The sequence below is a fragment of the Polaribacter litorisediminis genome (genome assembly GCF_019968605.1).
GTDB classification, from domain to species: domain Bacteria; phylum Bacteroidota; class Bacteroidia; order Flavobacteriales; family Flavobacteriaceae; genus Polaribacter; species Polaribacter litorisediminis.
In genome coordinates, this window is the sequence record NZ_CP082966.1 from 919,107 (window position 1) to 941,760 (window position 22,654).

At 33.0% G+C, this 22,654-nt stretch carries 19 protein-coding genes; 10 read left to right on the top strand and 9 right to left on the bottom strand.

The window, feature by feature from the left end:
• Positions 1-2: 2 nt before the first annotated feature.
• From K8354_RS04010 to acs, 8 genes are all read left to right on the top strand, one after another.
• On the top strand, positions 3-1,250 hold the full coding sequence (locus tag K8354_RS04010; RefSeq protein ID WP_223445564.1) for a hypothetical protein: 1,248 nt from the start codon (positions 3-5) through the stop codon (positions 1,248-1,250).
• Positions 1,251-1,262: 12 nt separating this feature from the next.
• On the top strand, positions 1,263-1,523 hold the full coding sequence (locus tag K8354_RS04015) for a DUF4212 domain-containing protein (RefSeq protein WP_223445566.1): 261 nt from the start codon (positions 1,263-1,265) through the stop codon (positions 1,521-1,523).
• Positions 1,524-1,572: 49 nt separating this feature from the next.
• Positions 1,573-3,342, top strand: coding sequence for a sodium:solute symporter family protein (locus K8354_RS04020; protein WP_223445568.1), 1,770 nt, complete (start codon positions 1,573-1,575; stop codon positions 3,340-3,342).
• 299 nt (positions 3,343-3,641) lie between these two features.
• On the top strand, positions 3,642-6,332 hold the full coding sequence (locus K8354_RS04030; protein ID WP_223445572.1) for an ATP-binding protein: 2,691 nt from the start codon (positions 3,642-3,644) through the stop codon (positions 6,330-6,332).
• Between the two features lie 16 nt (positions 6,333-6,348).
• Complete coding sequence (locus tag K8354_RS04035; RefSeq protein ID WP_223445574.1) at positions 6,349-6,714, top strand: response regulator transcription factor; 366 nt, start codon at positions 6,349-6,351, stop codon at positions 6,712-6,714.
• Positions 6,715-6,785: 71 nt separating this feature from the next.
• The gene (locus K8354_RS04040; RefSeq protein ID WP_223445576.1) at positions 6,786-7,010 is read left to right on the top strand and encodes a hypothetical protein; all 225 of its coding nucleotides are present in this window, start codon (positions 6,786-6,788) and stop codon (positions 7,008-7,010) included.
• Entirely contained in the window at positions 7,007-8,902 is a 1,896-nt protein-coding gene (locus K8354_RS04045) for an acetate--CoA ligase (protein ID WP_223445578.1), read from the top strand. The genes K8354_RS04040 and K8354_RS04045 overlap by 4 nt, the downstream gene beginning before the upstream one ends.
• A 23-nt stretch (positions 8,903-8,925) precedes the next feature.
• A complete protein-coding gene (gene acs, locus K8354_RS04050; protein WP_223445580.1) occupies positions 8,926-10,833 on the top strand; it encodes an acetate--CoA ligase in 1,908 nt (635 codons plus the stop codon).
• A 50-nt stretch (positions 10,834-10,883) separates the two neighbouring features.
• Here acs and K8354_RS04055 read toward each other — a convergent pair whose 3' ends face one another.
• From K8354_RS04055 to K8354_RS04075, 5 genes are all read right to left on the bottom strand, one after another.
• Positions 10,884-11,549, bottom strand: a complete 666-nt coding sequence (locus K8354_RS04055) for a 3'-5' exonuclease (RefSeq protein ID WP_223445582.1) — start codon at positions 11,547-11,549, stop codon at positions 10,884-10,886.
• A 1-nt stretch (position 11,550) separates the two neighbouring features.
• The gene (locus K8354_RS04060) at positions 11,551-13,443 is read right to left on the bottom strand and encodes a DUF294 nucleotidyltransferase-like domain-containing protein (RefSeq protein ID WP_223445584.1); all 1,893 of its coding nucleotides are present in this window, start codon (positions 13,441-13,443) and stop codon (positions 11,551-11,553) included.
• Positions 13,444-13,511: 68 nt separating this feature from the next.
• Positions 13,512-15,053: an acyl-CoA carboxylase subunit beta gene (locus tag K8354_RS04065; protein WP_223445586.1), complete on the bottom strand. Its 1,542-nt coding sequence runs from the start codon at positions 15,051-15,053 to the stop codon at positions 13,512-13,514.
• 66 nt (positions 15,054-15,119) lie between these two features.
• Positions 15,120-16,562, bottom strand: a complete 1,443-nt coding sequence (accC, locus tag K8354_RS04070) for an acetyl-CoA carboxylase biotin carboxylase subunit (protein WP_223445588.1) — start codon at positions 16,560-16,562, stop codon at positions 15,120-15,122.
• A 74-nt stretch (positions 16,563-16,636) separates the two neighbouring features.
• Positions 16,637-17,122, bottom strand: a complete 486-nt coding sequence (locus K8354_RS04075; RefSeq protein WP_223445590.1) for an acyl-CoA carboxylase biotin carboxyl carrier protein subunit — start codon at positions 17,120-17,122, stop codon at positions 16,637-16,639.
• A 218-nt stretch (positions 17,123-17,340) separates the two neighbouring features.
• On the opposite strand from K8354_RS04075, the gene K8354_RS04080 reads away from it, so the two are divergent.
• On the top strand, positions 17,341-19,107 hold the full coding sequence (locus tag K8354_RS04080; RefSeq protein WP_223445592.1) for an ABC transporter ATP-binding protein: 1,767 nt from the start codon (positions 17,341-17,343) through the stop codon (positions 19,105-19,107).
• A 100-nt stretch (positions 19,108-19,207) separates the two neighbouring features.
• The gene (locus K8354_RS04085) at positions 19,208-19,939 is read left to right on the top strand and encodes a DUF6503 family protein (RefSeq protein ID WP_223445594.1); all 732 of its coding nucleotides are present in this window, start codon (positions 19,208-19,210) and stop codon (positions 19,937-19,939) included.
• A gap of 26 nt (positions 19,940-19,965) precedes the next feature.
• Here K8354_RS04085 and K8354_RS04090 read toward each other — a convergent pair whose 3' ends face one another.
• The 4 genes from K8354_RS04090 to K8354_RS04105 form a co-directional block, all read right to left on the bottom strand.
• Positions 19,966-20,109, bottom strand: a complete 144-nt coding sequence (locus K8354_RS04090) for a hypothetical protein (RefSeq protein ID WP_223445595.1) — start codon at positions 20,107-20,109, stop codon at positions 19,966-19,968.
• Positions 20,110-20,238: 129 nt separating this feature from the next.
• Positions 20,239-20,748 (bottom strand): hypothetical protein, encoded by a 510-nt coding sequence (locus tag K8354_RS04095; RefSeq protein WP_223445596.1) that lies wholly within the window; start codon positions 20,746-20,748, stop codon positions 20,239-20,241.
• Positions 20,735-21,298, bottom strand: a complete 564-nt coding sequence (locus K8354_RS04100) for an NUDIX hydrolase (protein WP_223445597.1) — start codon at positions 21,296-21,298, stop codon at positions 20,735-20,737. Before K8354_RS04100 ends, K8354_RS04095 begins: the two co-directional genes overlap by 14 nt.
• Before the next feature lie 54 nt (positions 21,299-21,352).
• A complete protein-coding gene (locus K8354_RS04105) occupies positions 21,353-22,513 on the bottom strand; it encodes an aminotransferase class V-fold PLP-dependent enzyme (RefSeq protein WP_223445598.1) in 1,161 nt (386 codons plus the stop codon).
• Positions 22,514-22,654 lie beyond the last annotated feature (141 nt).

Below are 22,654 nucleotides of genomic sequence, written 5' to 3' on the forward strand. Positions count from 1 at the left end.
CAATGAGAAAACAAAAATTATTATTGCTAGGACTCATTTTAGTCTCCTTTCAATGGATTAATGCGCAAGGCTCTCCGGACTATACGGGCGGTCTTAAAGTCAAGTTCAACGAAGATGGCTCTAAATATCTCCGAATTATTTCTTGGGCTCAAGTTCAAGCTAATTATAACACTGATCAAACTTTTGATGGCAACGGCAATGAAAACAACGCCTTAAATTTTAATTTACGCCGTGCTCGTGTTTTAATGTTTGCACAAATTAATAAGGATTTTCTAATTTTAACCCATTTTGGTCTGAATAGTTTAACAGCAGCCAACATGACGCCGATAGGTACTGGAGAAAGATCTCAACTTTTCTTTCATGACGTTTGGTTACAGTATAGTTTAGGCAGTGACCACACAGTAGGTGCCGGATTACATTATTTTAATGGTATTTCTAGAGCAAACAATCAAAGCACACTAAACATGCTAACTTTAGATAATTATCGACAAGCTTGGTCTACCATTGGTTTGTCAGATCAGTTTGCACGTCACTTAGGGATATTTGCAAAAGGAAAGTTTGGTAAATTGCAGTACAGAGTTGCTATTAATGATGCTAATCAAGCATCTTTAGATGGTAGAACTGCCGTTGCCGGTGGATCGGCTGTTTATAATGGTCGTGCTACATTAGGCTCAAAGGCCGCAGGGAAAACTTTTGCAGGTTATTTTGATTACAACTTTTTAGACCAGGAATCTAATTTTTTACCTTATAAAGTTGGTTCTTACCTAGGCGGAAAGAAAGTTTTTAATGTAGGAGCAGGTTTTTTCTTACATCCAGAAGGAGCGGTAATAAATAATGGTACCGATATGGCCCCTAATTTTGTGGGTGAAGATGTATCGATGTTTGCTGTAGATGCTTTTTATGACGCGCCCATAGGAGATGACGGAAGTGCAATAACCGCTTATGGTGTTTTACAAAGTAATAATTATGGAAGAAACTACAGATTTAGTGCTTACGGAACAGGAAACATGATGTATGCACATGTTGGGTATGCATTTAAAGGAGATCTATTAAAAACAAGATATCAACCTTATGTTAGCTACGGAAATCATTCTTATGATGCTGTAAATGACTCAAGAAATACGCTCGCTTTAGGGATTAACGCATATATGAGTGGGCATAATTCAAAATTAACATTAGAATATAAAAACGAAAAGTTTGGAGATGTAAATACCAATATCATTGGACTTCAAGCAATGATTTACCTATAAAAACAAATAATTATGGACAATAAACAACAACATGCAACCGCTTATTGGAAAGAAAACATTAAGTATTTAGTTATCTTACTTTCAATCTGGTTTTTAGTATCTTTTGGCTGTGGAATTCTTTTTAGAGAAGCTTTAAATGAATTTAGATTAGGTGGTTTTAAACTGGGATTCTGGTTTGCTCAACAAGGATCCATTTATGCATTTGTAATTCTTATTATCGTATACATCAGATTGATGAACAAATTAGATAAAAAATACGGTTTCGACGAGTAACCATCAACTAAATTAAATTAAATAAAACTAAACTAAAAAATATAATATTATGAGTGTACAATTTTGGACATGGTTATTAGTAGGGCTTTCGTTCGCCTTATATTTTGGAATTGCAATTTGGGCAAGAGCAGGCTCAACGAAAGAATTTTATGTTGCCGGTGGTGGGGTTTCGCCACTAGCAAATGGTATGGCAACAGCTGCCGATTGGATGAGCGCAGCTTCTTTTATTAGTATGGCAGGGATTATCTCTTTTGCCGGCTATGATGGATCTGTTTACCTGATGGGTTGGACCGGTGGATATGTACTTTTGGCATTACTCTTAGCTCCTTATTTGCGTAAGTTCGGTAAGTTTACAGTACCAGATTTTATTGGGGATCGGTATTACTCTAACACCGCAAGAACAGTAGCCGTATTTTGTGCTTTAATTGTCTCTTTTACCTATGTTGCAGGTCAAATGAGAGGAGTAGGAATTGTCTTTTCTCAATTTTTACAAGTAGATATCAATTTAGGAGTTTTGATTGGTATGACGGTTGTTTTAATCTTTTCCTTATTAGGAGGGATGAAAGGAATCACCTATACACAAGTAGCGCAGTACTGTGTTTTAATTTTTGCTTTTATGGTGCCTGCGTTTTTCATTTCATTACAAATGACAGGAAATATCATTCCACAAATCGGAATGGGAGGTAAAGTTGAAGGAGGCGCTTTTTTATTGGATAAATTAGATGCACTGCATACTCAGTTAGGTTTTAATGAATACACAAGCGGAACAAAAAGTACTTGGGATGTTTTTGCGATTACATTAGCGTTAATGACAGGAACTGCTGGTTTACCGCATGTTATTGTGCGTTTCTTTACCGTACCTAAAGTAAAAGATGCACGTAAATCTGCAGGATATGCATTATTCTTAATTGCTATTTTATATACAACGGCTCCAGCAATCTCGGTGTTTTCTAGAACCAATTTAATTGAAACCGTGAGTGAAAAAGAATATTCAGAAATTCCTCAATGGTTTAAAAACTGGGAAGATACAGGCCTAATTTCTTGGACGGATAAAAATGGAGATGGTAAAATTCAATATGTTGCAGGAAATGCATTAGATGGCAAGAAACCCGTATTTACCGAAGAGAGAGGTACCTATGGAGAGCGTATGATTTCAAATGCAAGTGTATCTCAAAAAAACGAATTATATGTCGATAGAGATATAATGGTCTTGGCAAATCCGGAGATTGCAAACCTTCCAAATTGGGTTATTGGATTGGTTGCGGCAGGTGGACTTGCAGCAGCTTTGTCTACAGCAGCAGGGTTGCTATTAGTAATTTCAACTTCGGTTTCTCACGATTTAATTAAAAAGCAATGGATGCCAGACATTTCAGATAAAGGAGAATTAAGAGCAGCAAGAATAGCAATCTTTGTCGCTATTTTAATAGCAGGATATTTTGGTATTAATCCACCAGGTTTTGTCGCTGCCGTAGTTGCATTAGCATTTGGTTTGGCAGCAGCTTCATTTTTTCCTGCAATTATTTTAGGAATTTTTGACAAGCGAATGAATAGTAAAGGTGCTGTTTCTGGTATGATTGTCGGTATTGCATTGATGTTATTTTACATGATGAAATTTAAATTAGACATGTTTGGTGGCGGTACAAGTGAAGATTGGTGGTTTGGTACATCACCAGAAGGTTTTGGTACCATAGCAATGTGTGTAAATATTGTAATTTCTTTTGTAGTTTCAAGAGTAACCGCAGCACCACCGCAAGATGTTCAAGATATGGTAGAAAGTATTAGAATACCTTCTGGAGCTGGTGAAGCATCAGATCATTAAAAAAAAATAGTTCAATTTCTATTTTAATATATCGTTTTTAATTAATTATAAATCAGCATTACAATTCGTAATGCTGATTTTTTTCATTATTTTTAAAATCTAAAATATTTTCATGAAAAAAAGACACGAACAAAAGTTAATTGTCTTATCCTTTGCGTTGATTTTGATTTTTAACATACCTCTTATTCTTATCTTTAATTTTGAAGGAGCCGTTTTTGGTTTTCCAACTTTTTATTTTTCAATATTTTCTATTTGGTTGATCTCCATTGTTATTTCATATATCGTATTAAAACGTCATTATGAATAATTTTGCCCTAATTATTATCATTATTATCTATTTAGCAGTCTTGTTTTATATTGCTTTTTTAAGTGAAAAAAAACGACAAAGCAAATGGGTAAATAATCCTTACATCTATACGTTATCTTTAGCTGTTTTTTGTTCTGCATGGACCTATTATGGAAGTGTTGGTATTGCAGCTAATTCAGGGTTAGATTTTTTACCTATTTATTTAGGACCTGTTATTGCAGCTCCTTTGTGGATTATTGTACTTCGGAAAATTATTAGAATATCGAAGCAACATAAAATTTCATCGATTGCCGATTTTATTTCTTTGCGATATGGAAACAATCGATTTCTTGGTGCCCTAGTAACAGTTATTTGCCTTTTTGGAACCTTGCCTTACATTTCTTTACAATTAAAAGCAGTTTCTGAAACTTTTGAAATCATGTCTGATGAAACGAGTTATGTTTCTACCTCTATAATTGATGATTCTACGTTTTATGTAGCATTATTGTTGGCTATATTTGCAGCTTTTTTTGGAACACAAAATACAGATGCATCTGAGAAACATAAAGGTATTATTGCCACAGTTGCGTTTGAATCGATTTTAAAATTAGTTTTCTTTTTAATTATTGGAGTTTATATTACTTATTATTTATTTGATGGCACCGAAGCTATTTACAATGAAATTTCAATCGCAGAAAATTTTAAAGAATTAACGACACTGAATGGAATTGAAGATGGTTTTAATTGGTTTTTTTTGACAGCCTTGTCTTTTATGTCAGTTTTTTTACTACCACGTCAGTTTCAAGTTTCGGTATTAGAAAACAATAGAGAAAAGCACTTAAAGCAAGCAATCTGGTTGTTTCCCTTGTATTTATTGCTTTTCAATATTTTTGTAATTTTTATAGCTTGGGCAGGTAAAATTACTTTCGGAACTTCTCAAAATGCAGAGTATTACTCTTTATTACTTCCTTTAAAAAACGGAAATTCATTTTTAGCAACGCTTGTTTTTTTAGGAGGATTCTCTGCTGTCATATCTATGGTAGTCGTTTCTACGTTAGCGTTATCGACCATGGTGAGTAATAACTTAATTATTCCCTATGGTTTTTTAGAAAAGTTTATTAAAAATCAACCAGAGAAAAACTCTAAATACATCAAAAACATTCGTCGTATTTCTATTTTTACAATTATTATATCGGCTTATTTCTTTTATGTTTCATTTTCTAGAGAACTTTCTTTGTATTCTATTGGTTTAATTTCATTTGTTATTATTTCGCAATTAGCACCTTCTTTTTTTATTGGATTGTTTTGGAACCGTGGCTCTTCAAAAGCCTCAATTGTAGGAATAATCATAGGCTTCGGTCTTACTTTTTATACGTTAGTTTTACCATTTACTTTGCAAGCCTATACAGGGTCAGATAGTTTTACGCAATTTGGTTTATTCGGTATTCAGAGTTTAAAGCCATACGCTTTGTTCGGAATCGATTTTTTAAGTCCGCCGGCGCATGCTTTTTTCTGGAGTATGACTTTTAATGTGATGAGCTACTTAGTATTTTCTTTAGTGTCTAAAGGAAATTATAGAGAGCGTAATTATGCAGAAATGTTTGTAGATAGTAAGAGTTTTACATCACTTCAAGACAATGTGTTTGTTTGGAAAGGAGAGGCTTATGTAACAGATATTAAAAGTGTATTAGTTCGTTTTTTAGGTGAAAAACGTACCAACAGAGCGCTAAAAATATTTTTCACGAAATATAAACTACCGTTAGATACTCAATTAGGCGATGCCCGATTAATTAATTTTTCTGAAAAATTACTAACCGGAAGTATTGGTTCTGCATCTGCTAAAATATTAATTGCCAGTGTTGTAAAAGAAGAACAAATTAGTTTGGTAGAGGTTTTAAAAATTTTAGAGGAATCAAAAGAAAATATTGTTAGTAACAAAGTGTTGTTAGAAAAGTCTCAAGAATTATCTCAATTATCATCAAAATTAAAAAATGCAAATAAAGAATTAATCGATAAGGATAAACAAAAAGATGAATTTTTAGATACCGTTGCTCACGAACTAAAAACGCCTATTACCGGAATTCGAGCAGCGACAGAATTATTGATGGATGAAGGTGATGACATGCCTCAAGAAATTAAAGCACAATTTTTAAAAAATATTCTTCAAGATTCAGAACGTTTAGGGCGATTAATTCACAATATTTTAGACTTTGAAAAAATAGAAACAGGAAGATTGAATTTAGATTTACACTATAATGATATCCAAAAAACGATTAGAAAGGCTGTGGGAAGTATTTCACAAATTGCAGCCAAAAAAGAAGTTAAAATTATCATTAAAAATAGCCATTCTTTTAAAACAAATTACGATGAAGATAGGATACTGCAAGTATTTATCAATTTAATATCCAACGCAATTAAGTTTTGTCCACCAAAAAAAGGAAAAATAGAAATAGATTATAAGTTAGGAAATGAAGTTGTTGAAATTTCTGTAACCGACAATGGTAAAGGAATTCCTGCGGAAGACCATGATTATATTTTTGATAAGTTTTATCAATCAAAACATCAAAATATTATAAAACCTCAAGGTAGTGGTTTGGGATTAGCCATCACCAAACAAATAGTAGAAAAGCATCATGGTAAAATTTGGGCAAAAAAAGATATAAAATATGGTGCAATACTTGTTTTTACCATACCTTTTAAGTAAATTGTGCCTTTAAAGTATGAGGAGAAAAATTTTAATTGTAGATGACGAGCCAAATATTGTAATGTCATTAGAATATATCTTTAAAAAACAAGATTTTGACGTGTTTATAGCACGAGACGGAAGTGAAGCTTTAGAAATATTAAGACATCATACTCCTGATATAATTTTGTTAGATATTATGATGCCAAAGGTAGATGGATATCAAACCTTACAATATATAAAAAATACAAACAGTTTAAAAGATACAAAAGTAGTATTTTTAACTGCAAAAAATAAGGCTTCAGATATTGAAAAAGGATTAAAACTAGGAGCCGACAAATATTTAACAAAACCTTTTTCAGTAAAAAAAATAGTTTCAGAAATATTGGAACTTTTAGCTTAAAGATCGTCTTTACCGCTATTAAATATTGATTTTGTGTGCAAACAAACAATTTTTAATTAAAGTTTAAAGACATGAAATTGCAACTAAATTCTTTTACATCAGATATTTTTATAAGTATCTATGTAGTTATTACTTTATACTTTAGGTTTAAGTTTGAAAGTACTAAAAACCTAGATCCTATTGTATCTATAGTGTTAGGGCTTTCTTTTGTGGCCATTATTTGGTCGCTGATAAAACTTAAAATTCTAAACCCAAATTGGTTTGGCTTATTTAATTCTAAAAAAGCAAAATCATGATGTATCAAAAATTTTATCAAGAAAGTATTCAGCAACCAGAAAAATTTTGGAAAGAACAAGCCAATCAACTAGAGTGGTTTAAAGCACCCAATACTATTTTATCTAAAGATAAATTTAATCATCATCAATGGTTTGAAGATGGGCAACTTAACTTAAGTTATTTGTGTATTGATAAGCATATTAATGATGGTTTTGGTGATCAAAATGCCGTTATTTATGACTCGCCAGTAACAAACATTAAAGAGCATATTACCTTTCATCAATTGCATCACGAAGTATCTAAACTTGCGGGTGGATTGCAAGATTTGGGCCTAAAAAAAGGAGATACTTGTATAATTTATATGCCCATGATTCCGCAAGCATTATATGCTATGTTAGCTTGTGTAAGAATTGGAGTTATTCATTCTGTAGTTTTTGGTGGTTTTGCACCTCATGAATTAGCAATCAGAATTGATGATTGTAAACCAAAAGCAATTATTACTGCATCCAACGGAGTTGAAATTCAAAAAATTATTCCGTATAAACCTTTTGTAGATAAAGCTATTGATTTATCAACAAATAAGCCGAATCATGTAATTGTTTTTGATAGAAAATTAGGTGTAGAAATTCCCAAAAAAGAGTATGACGTTGATTATACTTCTTTGGTGGAAAAATCGAGTTCTATCGAACCAATTTCATTAAAATCAACAGATCCTTCTTATATTTTATATACATCGGGAACCACAGGAACACCCAAAGGAATTATAAGAGATACCGGTGGCTATGCAACTGCGTTAAAATTTTCAATGAAATATATTTATGGTGTAGATGAAGGCGATGCATTTTGGGCAGCAAGCGATGTGGGCTGGGTTGTTGGTCATAGTTATATTGTGTATGCGCCCTTATTAAATAGAAATACAACCATACTTTTTGAAGGAAAGCCCATAAAAACTCCAGATGCTTCTACTTTTTGGCGCGTAATTAGCGAGCACAATGTGAAAGTAATGTTTACCGCTCCTACTGCAATTAGAGCCATCAAAAAAGAAGATCCTAACGGAAATATGCTAAAGAAGTTTGATTTATCTTGCTTAAAATATCAATTTTTAGCGGGTGAAAGATGTGACGTAGCAACTTTAACTTGGACAGAAGAAAAATTAAATGTACCAGTTATAGACCATTGGTGGCAAACCGAAAGTGGTTGGCCGATGGTAGCAAATATGGTCGGTGTAGCCCTGCAAGAAGTAAAACCAGGATCGGCAAGTTTTCCTGTTTGTGGTTATGATATTCAAATATTAAATGAAGAAGGAAAAGAGGTTGAAGATGCTGTAGAAGGTTTTGTAGCCGTAAAATTACCTTTGCCTCCCGGAACATTAACTAATCTTTGGGGAAATCCAGAACGTTTTCAATCTGGATATTTAAACCGCTTTCCTGGATATTATTTTTCTGGTGATGGTGGTTATAAAGATGAAGATGGGTACGTTTTTATTACAGGTAGAGTAGACGATATTATAAATGTGGCAGGTCATCGATTGTCTACCGCAGAAATGGAAGAAATTGTAGCTTCACACAAAGCTGTTGCAGAATGTGCCGTTTTTGGTGTGCATTGTGATTTAAAAGGTCAGAAACCTTTAGGATTGGTTGTGCTTAAATCGGGCGATGAGTTTGAAGAAGAAACCATTCGAAAAGAAATAATACAAGATGTAAGACACGAAATTGGTGCTGTTGCATCTTTTAGAGATGTGCTTGTAGTGAAACGATTACCAAAAACTCGAAGCGGAAAAATTCTTCGTAAATTGTTGCGAGATATTGCAGATGAACAACAACACAACATTCCATCTACGATAGATGATGTTGCCATCATAAGCGAAATAAAATCAGTTTATCAAACCCACCATATCGGACTCTATAAATAAAAATATAAATTAAAGAATTAATTATGAGTAATTATCATATAAAACATTTAGAAGAATATTATCAAGTATATCGTAAATCGGTCAGAAATCCAGAAAGTTTTTGGGAAGAAATAGCGGAAGAACATTTTCTTTGGCGTAAAAAATGGAACAAAGTTTTAGAGTGGGATTTCTCTAAACCAGAAGTAAAATGGTTTGAGGGTGCAAAACTAAATATTACAGAAAATTGTATTGATAGACATTTAGCAACCAGAGGAGATAAAACCGCCATTCTTTTTGAACCCAATAATCCTGAGGAAGGTGCAGAACACATCACTTATAATCAACTGCACGATCGTGTAAACCAATTTGCAAATGTTTTAAAAGAACAAGGTGTACAAAAAGGAGATCGCGTGTGTATTTATGTGCCTATGATTCCAGAATTGGCAATCGCAACGCTGGCTTGCGCAAGAATAGGGGCTATACATTCGGTTGTCTTTGCAGGTTTTTCATCCATGGCATTAGCAACCCGAATTAATGATTGTGATTGTAAAATGGTCATTACTTCAGATGGTTCTTATAGAGGTTCAAAAACAATCGATTTAAAAGGTATTGTTGATGAGGCTTTAGAAATTTGTCAGGGGGTAAAAACGGTTTTGGTTGCCAAACGAATTCATTCTGATATCAACATGAAAGAAGGGCGTGATCAATGGTTACAACCTTTATTAGATAAGGCTTCAACAGAATGTAAAGCAGAAGTTATGGATGCAGAAGATCCGTTATTTATTTTATATACATCGGGTTCTACAGGCAAACCAAAAGGGATGGTGCATACCACAGCAGGTTACATGGTGTATACGGCATATACGTTTAAAAATGCATTTCAATATAAAGAAAATGATGTGTATTGGTGTACTGCGGATATTGGTTGGATTACCGGACATTCATACATCGTTTACGGTCCGTTAGCAAATGGTGCCACAACTGTTTTATTTGAAGGTGTGCCAAGTTATCCAGATTTCGGACGCTTTTGGGATATTGTAGAAAAGCACAAAGTAAATCAGTTTTATACCGCACCAACGGCTATTAGAGCTCTAGCAAAGCAAGGTGCAGAATTTGTAGAGAAATATGACTTGTCTTCACTAAAAGTGTTGGGAAGTGTAGGCGAACCTATTAACGAAGAAGCATGGCACTGGTATAATGATAATATCGGAAAAGGTAAAAGTCCGATTATAGATTCTTGGTGGCAAACCGAAACTGGCGGAATTATGATTACGCCAATACCGTATGTAACTCCAACAAAACCGACATATGCAACGTTGCCTTTTATCGGAATTCAACCTTGTTTGATGGATGAACACGGAGAAGAATTAAAAGGAAATCAAGTTGAAGGTAGATTGTGTATAAAATTTCCATGGCCAAGTATTGCAAGAACCATTTGGGGAAACCATCAACGCTATAAAGAAACCTATTTTGCGGCTTATGAGAACAAGTATTTTACTGGTGATGGCGCTTTGCGCGATGAGGTTGGGTATTATAGAATTACAGGTAGAGTAGATGATGTTATTATTGTTTCTGGTCATAACTTAGGAACTGCACCGATTGAAGATGCAATTAACGAACATCCTGCAGTTGCAGAAAGTGCTATTGTTGGTTTTCCTCATGATATAAAAGGAAGTGCCTTGTATGGTTATGTTACTTTAAAAGAAACGGGCGAAAGTAGAGTGCATGAAAATCTTCGTAAAGAGATTAATCAAATGATTTCAGATAAAATCGGGCCGATTGCTAAATTAAATAAAATTCAATTTACAGAAGGTTTGCCTAAAACGCGATCAGGAAAAATTATGAGACGTATTTTACGTAAAATCGCATCGAATGAAATGGATAACTTAGGGGATGTTTCTACACTTTTAAATCCTGAAGTGGTACAAACGATTATTGAAGAGAGATTGTAATTTTCTTATAGAATATCATCATAAAAGCGTCTTGTAATAAGGCGCTTTTATTATAATAATCCTATTCTGTCGTTACTTCGAAGTAAATAATTTAAAGTTAATGAAGGATTTTTTTTCTTTAAGATTCCTATTAATTTAACGAATAATAAAGCAGTAATAAAAGCGTCACCAGAAGCCGTGTGCCTATCGTGTTGAGGGATGTTAAATTTTTTTGATAATTGGTCTAAACCAAAATGTTTTTTAGAAGTGTCTAGTTTGGTTTTTTGAAATAAATGCCCTGTATCGAGCACTTTGTTTTTTAGTTTGGGTAACTTTAAACGTTTTAACGCTTGGTTAATCATGGTAACATCAAACGCTGCATGATGCGCGACTAAAATACTATTTCCGATATGCTCTAAAAATTGAATGATAGCTTCTTCTTCGGTTACTTTTTTAATAGCCCCTTCTTTTAGCAATCCATGAATTTTTACCGTTTCTGCTTTAAACAAATCTTGTGAAAGGTAGCTTTCCAGACTGTCTGTAACTTTTAGTGTATTTCCAATAACGGCAATAGATCCAATAGATAAAATTCTATCTTTTTTGGTGTCTAAGCCCGTTGTTTCGGTATCAAAAACTACAAATCGTAAGTGTTCTAAAGTATCACTTTTTTTTTCTTTAAAGCTTGCTATATATGCTTTCCAAAACGGAGGATATATTTTTTTTTTAAACCAGTTCATGCTATAAAAATTGAGACAGCTTAAATCTAGTTTGAATTAAATCTTGCACCTCTTTTACGGCTTTAAAGCAATTTTTTAATGCTAAACGATCGGCTTTGCTTAATGTTTGTAAATCTATAAAACGACCGGAGTCTTTATGCAGCAAACCTTGCTGAGTTCTAAAGTATAATAGATTTTTAAAGGCCTCTGAACAAGCAGCATACACATCTCTATTTTGAGGTTCTAACTCCATCAGTTTTTTATAACGCACAATCGTGTTGTTATGAGCTTTTACATTTTTTGATAAGATTAAGAGACGTGCAGCATCCACTAAAGGCATCATTGCGCGTGCCTTTACATCAAATTGATCTTTATGATCGCCATCTCGTTCCACTAAAAATTGTCTGAAAAAACTTAAAGGTGGCGGATTTTTTAAGGCATTAAGACCTAAAAAGTTTAAAAATATATCATGAGATGCTATCGATTCGAAAATACTTTCCGCCAAAATAGTTACTAAATTTTTATCACCATAAACATATTCAAAATCAAAGAAAATTGTGCAGAGCATTAAGTTATCTTGATCGGGTGTTGTAATCCATTTTTTAAATTGTTGTTCCCATTCTGAAACCGATAAACACCATGCAGGATTGCTCGCCATCATATTTGCAGGACATAACTCAAAACCAATACTATTTAATTTTTGATTGATTTTTTTAGAAAGTGATAAAAAATATTCTTTAGTTTTTTTGTATTCTGAGTCTTTTACATTGTTAAAAACTAGTGCATTATCTTGGTCGGTAAGTAATAGTTGTTCTTCGCGTCCTTGACTACCAATCGCTAACCAAGCAAAAGAAGTAGGAGGTACAGTTGGCATTTCTTTGATAGAAATATCAATAATTTTTTGGGTAATACTTTCATTAATTGCAGAAAGTATTTTAGTAGCAAACATAATGGGTATTTGCTGTTTTATATACCGCTCTAAAAGTTGTTCTGCACGTTTACGAATGTGTTGTAATTGTTCTGGTGTTTTGGCTCGCCGCACTTCTTTTACCAAGGCAGATGGACTATTTCCACGAACAACGACAATATCATGTTCCGATAAAATACCTATTAATTTTGAATCTTTAGAGCCATCTTCGGTGATGCACAAATGGGTAATACGATATTTTAACATCGCAATTTGAGCTTCTGCAATCGTTATGTTTTCCGGGTAGGTTATTACAGGAGACGACATTATTTTCGTTACGGGTTCTTCAATAGAACTGCTACCTGTTGCAATTTTTATACGTAAATCTTTATCCGTAATAATACCTAAAGGTTTCTTGTTTTTAGTGATGATGATAGAACCAACTCGTTTATTGGTCATTATAAGGGCAGCCGATTTAATACTAGTTTCTGGTGCACATTGTATTGGGTTTTTAGAATAGGCTGCAGATTGTTCTTCAAAAAAATCTTGAAGATGTTCTTTGGATTGATTTTTTTTTTCAGGATCTGTTGCAGTATATCGAATATTAGAAGCAAAACTAGACATCAAAAATGTACTTGCTTCTGAATTGGTTGTAATATATTCTTCAAATAATTCTGAAGATATGCTATATACAATGCTTTCTTCTATCGCTTTTGCACTTAATTTGTAATTTCCTTGGCGCATTAAGGCTCGTAATCCAAAAATATCGCCTTCATCACACTCATCAACTAAAATATTTTTTTCCTCAATAAATAATCCAACGGCACCGTCTTTTACGACATAAAATTGATTTTTTATGGTTTGCCCAGTGGTAAATATATCCGTATTTTTTTCGAAATAGTGAACCTCTACTTCACTAGATATTGCAAATAATTGTGCCTGAGATAGCATATTAAAAGGAGGAAAGTCCTTTAAAAAATCAGAGATACGTTTTGCAATAAGATTCATAGCGAGGTATTACAAAAAACGGTTGGTGGTTTCATCGAGTATTTGTTGATTTTATTACATAATTAAAACTATAAAGGAATATTTCCATGCTTTCGTTTCGGTCTTTCTACTTCTTTATTTTCTAACATAGAAAAGGCTTTAATTAATTTTCGTCTTGTGTCTTGCGGTAAAATTACTTCATCAATAAAACCACGTTGGGCAGCACTATAAGGATTTGCAAAAAGTTTGGCATATTCGGCTTCTTTTTCTTTCCATTTTTCTTCAGAATTTTCTGCGGATGTAATTTCGCGTTTAAAAATAATTTCAGCGGCTCCTTTTGCACCCATAACCGCTATTTCTGCACTTGGCCATGCAAAATTCATATCTGCTCCAATATGTTTTGAGTTCATTACATCATAAGCACCACCATAGGCCTTACGGGTAATTACAGTAATTCTTGGCACTGTAGCTTCACTAAAAGCATACAGTAATTTTGCTCCATGCACTATAATGCCATTCCATTCTTGATCGGTTCCTGGTAAAAAGCCTGGAACGTCTTCTAAAACTAACAACGGAATATTAAAAGCATCACAAAAACGCACAAAACGAGCTGCTTTTTTAGAGCTATTTACATCTAAAACACCTGCCAAAAATAGCGGTTGATTTGCAACGATACCAATACTTCTTCCTCCTAATCTAGCAAAACCAACAATAATATTTTCTGCATAATCTTTATGAATTTCATAAAAGGAATTTTCATCTATAATTCCCGATATCACATCATGCATGTCATAAGGTTTATTGGCGTTTTCAGGAACAATATTCACCAAGTTTTCTCTAATTTCATCCTGTAATTCAAAAGGTAACAACTTAGGTGTTTCTGTATTGTTTTGAGGCAAATAACTTAAAAGACTCTTAATATCTTCTAAACAAGCTACATCATTAGAAGACGTTTTATGTGCTACTCCAGATTTTGTAGAATGTGTACTTGCGCCTCCTAATTCTTCACTAGTTACTTCTTCATTTGTAACTGTTTTTACCACATTTGGTCCGGTAACGAACATATAACTTGTGTTTTCTACCATCATGGTAAAATCAGTCATGGCAGGTGAATACACGGCACCACCGGCGCAGGGACCCATAATTGCTGATAATTGCGGAATTACACCAGATGCTTGAACATTTTTGTAAAAAATATCGGCATACCCAGCAAGTGAACGCACTCCTTCTTGAATTCTTGCACCACCCGAGTCATTTAAGCCAATAATTGGTGCACCAACTTTAAGTGCTAAATCCATCACTTTACAAATTTTTTCAGCATGTGTTTCTGACAAAGAGCCTCCAAAAACAGTAAAATCTTGTGCAAAAACATAAGTCAACCTTCCATTTACGGTTCCATAACCTGTTACCACGCCATCACCATAAAAAATTTGGTTTTCCATGTTAAAGTCTTTCGTTCTGTGGATTACTAATGCACCAATTTCTTCAAAAGAGCCTTCATCTAATAAGTACAAAACACGTTCTCTTGCGGTTAATTTTTTATTTTGATGTTGTTTATTTATTCTAGCTTGTCCGCCACCTAAATGGGCTTCTGCAAGTTTTTGGTTGAGATTTTTTATTTTGGATTCCATGATGTTTTTTTGTTGATAGGTTTGTTGTTGATTCGTTATGTAATTGTTTTAAAGAAAACTACAAACTTATTTCGAAGGCAATCGTACTAATTTTTGATCTTTTATATATTGTTTTACTGCAATAAGTGCAGCAATTTTAGCTTCTTCTTCCTGCTTCGTTTTTAAAGCTTCAGGAGAATAATATTTCTTAACAAAATGCGTATCGAAGTTTCCAGAACGGAAAGCATCGTGCTCACAAACAAAACTTCCGAAGGGCAAAGTGGTCTGAATACCTTCTATATGATAATTTTTTATAGCGGTAATCATTAGTTCAATAGCTTCCTCTCGAGTTTTTCCGTAGGTTATTAATTTAGATAACATCGGATCGTAATAAATAGGTACATCCATTCCTTGCTCAAAACCATTATCAACCCGAATATTTTTTCCTTCAGGAATTTTGTAAACTTCTAAATTTCCGACACTAGGTAAAAAGTCATTTAAAGGATCTTCTGCATAAACACGCAATTCTAAAGCATGTCCATTAATTTTTAAATTCTCTTGTGTGATGGTAAGTTCTTCACCACGCGCAACACGAATTTGCAATTCGACCAAATCTGTTCTAGTAATCCATTCTGATACCGGGTGTTCTACTTGCAAACGTGTATTCATTTCTAAAAAATAGAAATTATGAGCATCATCTAACAGGAATTCAACAGTTCCGGCGCCCATATAATCACAAGACTTTGCTACTTTAATAGCGGCCTCGCCCATTATTTTTCGTAATTCTGGGGTTAAAATAGCCGAAGGTGCTTCTTCAATTACTTTTTGATGACGGCGTTGAATACTGCATTCGCGTTCAAAAAGATGTACGACATTACCATGTGCATCGGCCATAATTTGAATTTCGATATGTCGAGGTGAAGTCACATATTTTTCAATAAAAACAGACCCATCACCAAAAGCTGAGATCGCTTCACTAATTGCTCGGTTCATTTGAGATTCAAATTCGGCTTCTTTTTCTACCACTCGCATTCCTTTTCCGCCACCACCAGCAGAAGCTTTTATAAGAATCGGAAAGCCAATTTCTTGTGCTATTTTTTTAGCTTCTGGTATGTCGGTAATAGCTTCCTCTGTTCCAGGAACCATGGGGATATTATACCCTTTTACAGCTTCTTTTGCTGCCAATTTGCTGCCCATAATTTTAATCGCTTTCGATTTAGGACCAATAAAAATGATGTTATTATTTTCACAAGCTTCAGCAAAATGGGCGTTTTCAGATAAAAAACCATAACCAGGATGTATGGCATCTACCTTTAGTTTTTTGGCAACCTCAATAATTTTATCGCCTAATAAATAAGATTTGTTAGAAGGAGCTTCACCGATTAATACAGCTTCGTCTGCAAACCGAACATGGGGCGCATTTCTATCTGCCGTAGAGAATACTGCTACGGTTTTTATGCCCATTTTTTTTGCTGTTCGCATTACACGAATCGCAATTTCACCTCTGTTTGCTACTAAAATTTTTTTCATATTACTTGTTTCTTTAAGCTAAAATGTATGGTTTTTTTCATGCAGATTGGCATCATAAAAGGTACTATACGTACTTATTCAAATTCAATTAAGAGTTGGTTTTTGTTTACCGTTTCACCATTTATAACTGAAATAGATTTTATAATACCATCTCTTGGTGATGTTAAGGTGTTTTCCATTTTCATAGCTTCTAAAATAATCAGCGCATCAAATTCTTTTATTTCTTGACCAACTTTTATATTGATGTCTATGATTAATCCAGGCATTGGAGCTTTAATTTCACTTACTTTTTTAGTTGCACCAATTTCAAACCCCATTTCTTTAATTAAAGCATCTAGCTCATTAAAAATAAGTACATTATACGTATTGTTATCTACTTTTACTGCATAGGTTTTTTGATCAAAACTAGCCTCGGTAATCTCTGCTTGGTAAGAACGATTGTTTTGTAAGATATGAAATTCTGAGGCTGAAATTTCTAACGCATCGAGATCTAAAGCAGATTTTTTATCAATCTCAAAATCGAAAGTGTTGTTTACTTTTACTGGGTATGAATTCTTCACTTTTTAATAATTTATTTTTCATCGTAAATATAATTATTCTAAAGCTTTCTTTTTAAGTAATTTGCATAAACATCGCTAATTTAATATAGTTTTTTTCTCTATCAAAAAAAAAAGCTACCTATTTAGTATAGGTTTATTTCCTGTTTTTGCTAAAATGTCATGTTGTATGCTATGGCATATTAATTGACTATTTTTGAAAAAATATTTCACTTCAATTTATGCAACATCAAAAAAAATCATTTACCGATACTAACAAGCCAAAGGTTTCTATTTTAAAAGCGTTTAAAACGATTATATGGCCAAAACGAAAGCTAGTTTTTATCGGTTTGATATTAATTGTTTTAAGTAGATTGTCTGGTTTGGTTTTGCCATGGAAAAGTAAAACTTTGTTAGATGATGTAATTCCGAATAAAGATTTTAATCAATTATATAGTTTATTATTGATTGTTGGGTTGGCAATTTTGGTGCAATCAATTACATCTTTTTTATTAACCAGAATTTTAAGTGTACAAGCACAATTTTTGATATCAGAATTAAGAGCTCAAGTACAAAAGAAAGTATTGTCTTTGCCGATTAGTTTTTTTGATAACACCAAATCTGGAGCTTTGGTTTCTAGAATTATGAATGATGTTGAAGGGGTTCGGAATTTAATAGGAACGGGTTTGGTTCAGCTTGTTGGTGGGACGATTACAGCTGTAATTTCTATGGTTTTATTAATCGGAATTAGTCCTTCTATGACCTTTTTTGTTTTAGTTCCTGTTGCCGTTTTTGGAGTTTTGGCGTTAAAAGCATTTAAATATATTCGCCCGATATTTAGAAATAGAGGAGTTATCAATGCAGAGGTGAACGGAAGGTTGGTGGAAACATTGTCGGGAGTTCGAGTTATTAAAGCTTTTAATGCAGAAGCCCAAGAAAATGAGGTTTTTGAAAAAGGGGTAGAAAAATTATTTCAGAATGTAAAAAAGAGTTTAACGGCAACCGCACTTATGACAAGTTCCTCTACTTTTTTATTAGGAGTTGCTTCTACGGCCATAATGGGAATTGGAGGTTATAAAATAATGACTGGAGAGCTGACTGTTGGAGATTTTCTTTCGTTTACTTTATTGCTCGGTTTTATGATTGCGCCCATTGTTCAAATGAGTAATATTGGTAGTCAATTAACAGAGGCGTTAGCGGGTTTAGACCGCACCGAAGAGTTAATGAACATGTCTGCCGAAGAAGATAACGAAAACAGAACCATTGTTTTAAAGGATGTAAAGGGAGAAATTATTTTTGATGATGTTTCTTTTGCTTATAAAGAAGGCAAAGAGGTCTTAAATAACATTAATTTTCAAGTTGCTGCAGGTTCTGTAACAGCATTGGTTGGTAGTTCTGGCTCAGGAAAATCTACCATAGCAGGTTTGTCCGCAACCTTTTTGAATCCGAAATCTGGCACCATTACTATTGACAATCAAGATATGTCTAAAGTGAAATTGTCTAGTTATCGTAAACATTTAGGGGTTGTTTTACAAGATGAGTTTTTGTTTGAAGGAACGATCAAAGAAAATATTTTATTCCCAAGACCTAATGCAACTGAAAAGGAATTACAAAATGCTGTGAAGGCGGCATATGTAAATGAATTTACAGATCGTTTTGAGGATGGCTTAGATACTTTAATTGGAGAAAGAGGTGTAAAGCTTTCTGGAGGTCAACGCCAACGTTTGGCAATTGCGAGAGCAATTTTGGCGGATCCAAAAATTATTATTTTAGATGAAGCAACCTCTAGTTTAGATACGGAAAGTGAGTCTTTAATTCAGAAAAGTTTATCAGAATTGGTAAAAGATAGAACTACCATTGTGATTGCGCACAGATTGAGTACCATAAAACAAGCAGATCAAATTTTAGTCATCGAAGCCGGAAGTATTGCAGAAAGAGGAACACACGACGAGCTAATTGAAGCAAAAGGCAGGTATTTTGATTTATATACTTATCAATCAAAAATTTAATAGTTGTATTTTGTTGTTTTATCACTGTAATTTTAAATGATAAATACTATTTGTTTTCATCATCAAAAAAAAAGTGTTAGAAGTTTTAAAAAATAAAAACATGAAAAAAATACTTTTATTGTTCATTCTAGGGTGTGTAGCTTCTTGCAAAAATGGAGTTAAAAACGAGAGTTTTCCCCTAAAATTAGGAAAGGTATTTGAAAAGCATGGGGGTATAGACCTTTGGAGAAAAGCACAAATATTGTCATTTAATAAAGGTGAAGAGGTGCATACTGCTGATTTGCATTCGCGTAAAATAGTCATTAATTCTCCAAAATATTCATTGGGTTTCGATGGGGAAGAAATTTGGTTAGATGTAGAGAATTCTGATTCCTTTAAAGGGAATAAAGATTTTTATTACAATTTGTATTTCTATTTTTATGCAATGCCTTTTGTGTTGGCAGACGATGGCATTATCTATGAAAAAGTAGCTGATTTAGTTTTTGAAGGAACAAAGTATCCAGGATATAAAATTTCTTATCAAGCCAATATAGGGACTTCACCTGATGATAATTATATTTTGTATTACCATCCAAAAAATTATCAAATGGAATGGCTCGCTTATACAGTTACTTTTAATTCGAAAGAATCTAATCATGATTACCATATGATAAAATATACTACATGGCAGAGCACAAATGGATTGCTCTTACCCAAAGAAATTACTTGGTATAAAATGGATGAAAAAGGATTTCCTACAGAGCCAGAAAAACCTGCAACGGAATTTACGTTGCCATTCATCAGTGAGGCCAAATTATCAGATTCTTTTTTTGAAAAACCAATTGGGCAATAAGCACAAATCTCGGTTAATAAAATAATCTATTCAACCATTTTAGAAACAGGCTTTTTTTCTAAATCATAAACAGCAGTAGAAATGTCTATGTGAAACCATTCTTTAAACATTTTGTAATTTCTTCTTTTTGGCCATTCTTTTTTAATAGAATACCATTCCTCTAATTCCATCTTAAAATAAAGATCAAATTTCTTTTTTAAATGAGCATGTATGTCTGAAATATCCTTATTTATTAAATAAATATTAACTTCCTCTAGTGTAGATTCGTCAATTGGATTGTTGGGATAAAGACTATTGACTCAGTCTATAAAAGGTTGCAAGGGTTTTAAAGAAATTGCATAGCTGTTTATGTAATTCTCTTCAAAATCATCTTCATGACTTTCTATGTCAGATGCTTCCTGTAGCATTTTAGCCATATAAATATTTTCTGGTTGAGTTAGGACCCTTAAAACTGGATAGCCTTTTTTTTCATCAAACTCATAGTCAACTATAAAATTTGTAAACTCTTTAAAATTTGAAACTTTATAATCCATCATCTTTTTTAATAAATGATAGTTGAAATTATCATTTTTAAGTAATGATGTCATATTCTCAAGCTCTGATGAAGAATCAACAATAGAGGCCATGTTTCCAAAATTCCAAGCGTTTATGGCAAATTCAAAAATATCTTGATATTTAAAAAACTTGTCGTTATCAAAATATTTTGTAAAAGGTTCCATAAATTGTTCTAAAAGGCTAGAATATTTAACCCCCGTATTTTGGATGATTTTCTTTTCTCCAAATAAATTTAAAACTTTATTTTTTTTCATTTTTTTGTAATTTTAAAAGGATGTTAATTTTATCATAAACGGAAACATAATATTCATGAAATCTCGAAAGTAAAACATTTTCATATTTTTTAGTGTTTTTAAGAATATCTAAATTGAATAATTTAATTGCTTCTACTTCTTCAGTTTGAACAGTTAATTCTGATAAAGGAACTTTTAACTCTGTGATAAAAACATGATGATGTTCGTTATCTTGAATTCCGTTTTTATGAGAAACCTGATGAATTCTTGTTCCGATTTTAATGAAATCTTCTTCTTGTATTTCTAAGCCAATTTCCTCAAAAACCTCTCGTTTTGCAGATGTTAAAATTGCTTCTCCCGCCGCGATGTGTCCTGCCACAGAAATATCCCATAAGCCCGGAAACACCTTTTTAGACATTGCTCTTTTTTGAAGCAGTATTTTTTCATCCGAAGTAAAGAACCAAATATGCACTGTTGCATGGAACCAACCATTTTTATGCGCTTCAGATTTTAAAGCAGTTTTTCCTGTTGGTTTTCCTTCTGGAGTTAATATGTCAATTAATTCGTCCATTATTTTTCAAAAATTATACCTCACAGGTTTTTAAAACCGATGAGGTCTTTTAGATTAATGTAAACAAGCTAAAATACAATCCGTTAATTTTTTAAAATCTTCTTTTGTGTTATACACATGACAAGAAAGCCGAATGTAATTTCCACGAAAAGAAATAAAAATAGTAGATTCTTTTAATTTCGATTTCAGGAATCCAATATCTAATCCTTTTGGTAATTCAACACCAAATAAATGATGCGTTCTAAAATTAGCATCCTCAATAAAACAACCATTTTCTTTTAAAATCAAAACCGCTTCAGAAGTAATTTCTTTGCAATAATTTTGAATTGCTTTTGGTGTCCATTCTAGGACTTGTTCAATGCCTGCAATTTGCATTTTTACATGAATAAAACTAGCATGTTCACCTACAGAATATCTATTTGCTAAAGGTTTATAATGGGGTTCATAAGAAGTTAAACCCGCCATTTTTTCGCTATTCAAACGATTAGACCAGTTTTCTTCTAACGGATTTCCATGATCAAAATATTTTCCAAAGTAACCATAAGCACATCCATAAGGTCCAAAAAGCCATTTGTAACCTGCACAAATTAAAGCATCTGGTTGAATCTCTTTTACAGAAAAAGGTAAAGCTCCAATAGATTGGCTACCATCAATAATTAACAAAGCATCGAATTTGTTGGTTTTTTTTCTAATGGATTTTACATCAAATAAAGTTCCATTTGCCCAATGAATATTTCCAAGAGCAACTACTTTTGTTTTATCAGAAATGGATTCTAAAATAGCTTCATTCCATTTTTTACCACGATTTTCTTTTGTTTTAGGCATGGAAACAATATTCAGTTTTGCCTCAAATTTACGAGCCAATTTTTCCCAAACATAGTAGTTACTTGGAAACTGTTCTTCTACCAACAAAATTTCATCATCTTTTTGTAAAATAATATTATTGGCAACAGTAGCTAATCCATAAGAAGCAGAAGGAATGTTTGCTATTCTATGATAATCATCGGCATCAATTAAATTAGCAAATAGTTTTTTGAGTGCTATTACTGGTTCAAAATAACTGTCTTCAAAAATTTTATAAGGATTACTTTTTTCTAAAACACCTTCAATTCCAGCTTTTTCAACGGCCTTAAAGCTTGGAGATTGACTAGCAATATTTAAGTAAGTTATTTCTTCTGGAATACTAAATAGATGACTTTGGTTTAGTAGTTTCATTATTTATTGATTTACAAAATGTTAGTTCGAGTGATTTTTATTGAAATGTTCATGTACATAAAAATTGTATCGAGAACTTTTAGGCTTTTGTATTAAGAAGTTCTCGATCCAAATTTTTCGTCCTATAAAATTCATTCGAAC

What these genes read in the sequence shown, in the direction of transcription:
- acs (WP_223445580.1), top strand. Translation starts at nt 8,926, where the DNA reads ATGAGTAATTATCATATAAAACATTTAGAAGAATATTATCAAGTATAT.
- K8354_RS04060 (WP_223445584.1), bottom strand. Translation starts at nt 13,443, where the DNA reads ATGAATCTTATTGCAAAACGTATCTCTGATTTTTTAAAGGACTTTCCT.
- K8354_RS04095 (WP_223445596.1), bottom strand. Translation starts at nt 20,748, where the DNA reads ATGAAAAAAAATAAAGTTTTAAATTTATTTGGAGAAAAGAAAATCATC.
- K8354_RS04030 (WP_223445572.1), top strand. Translation starts at nt 3,642, where the DNA reads ATGAATAATTTTGCCCTAATTATTATCATTATTATCTATTTAGCAGTC.
- accC (WP_223445588.1), bottom strand. Translation starts at nt 16,562, where the DNA reads ATGAAAAAAATTTTAGTAGCAAACAGAGGTGAAATTGCGATTCGTGTA.
- K8354_RS04015 (WP_223445566.1), top strand. Translation starts at nt 1,263, where the DNA reads ATGGACAATAAACAACAACATGCAACCGCTTATTGGAAAGAAAACATT.
- K8354_RS04065 (WP_223445586.1), bottom strand. Translation starts at nt 15,053, where the DNA reads ATGGAATCCAAAATAAAAAATCTCAACCAAAAACTTGCAGAAGCCCAT.
- K8354_RS04105 (WP_223445598.1), bottom strand. Translation starts at nt 22,513, where the DNA reads ATGAAACTACTAAACCAAAGTCATCTATTTAGTATTCCAGAAGAAATA.
- K8354_RS04055 (WP_223445582.1), bottom strand. Translation starts at nt 11,549, where the DNA reads ATGAACTGGTTTAAAAAAAAAATATATCCTCCGTTTTGGAAAGCATAT.
- K8354_RS04100 (WP_223445597.1), bottom strand. Translation starts at nt 21,298, where the DNA reads ATGGACGAATTAATTGACATATTAACTCCAGAAGGAAAACCAACAGGA.
- K8354_RS04045 (WP_223445578.1), top strand. Translation starts at nt 7,007, where the DNA reads ATGATGTATCAAAAATTTTATCAAGAAAGTATTCAGCAACCAGAAAAA.
- K8354_RS04085 (WP_223445594.1), top strand. Translation starts at nt 19,208, where the DNA reads ATGAAAAAAATACTTTTATTGTTCATTCTAGGGTGTGTAGCTTCTTGC.
- K8354_RS04010 (WP_223445564.1), top strand. Translation starts at nt 3, where the DNA reads ATGAGAAAACAAAAATTATTATTGCTAGGACTCATTTTAGTCTCCTTT.
- K8354_RS04090 (WP_223445595.1), bottom strand. Translation starts at nt 20,109, where the DNA reads ATGGAATTAGAGGAATGGTATTCTATTAAAAAAGAATGGCCAAAAAGA.
- K8354_RS04020 (WP_223445568.1), top strand. Translation starts at nt 1,573, where the DNA reads ATGAGTGTACAATTTTGGACATGGTTATTAGTAGGGCTTTCGTTCGCC.
- K8354_RS04080 (WP_223445592.1), top strand. Translation starts at nt 17,341, where the DNA reads ATGCAACATCAAAAAAAATCATTTACCGATACTAACAAGCCAAAGGTT.
- K8354_RS04035 (WP_223445574.1), top strand. Translation starts at nt 6,349, where the DNA reads ATGAGGAGAAAAATTTTAATTGTAGATGACGAGCCAAATATTGTAATG.
- K8354_RS04040 (WP_223445576.1), top strand. Translation starts at nt 6,786, where the DNA reads ATGAAATTGCAACTAAATTCTTTTACATCAGATATTTTTATAAGTATC.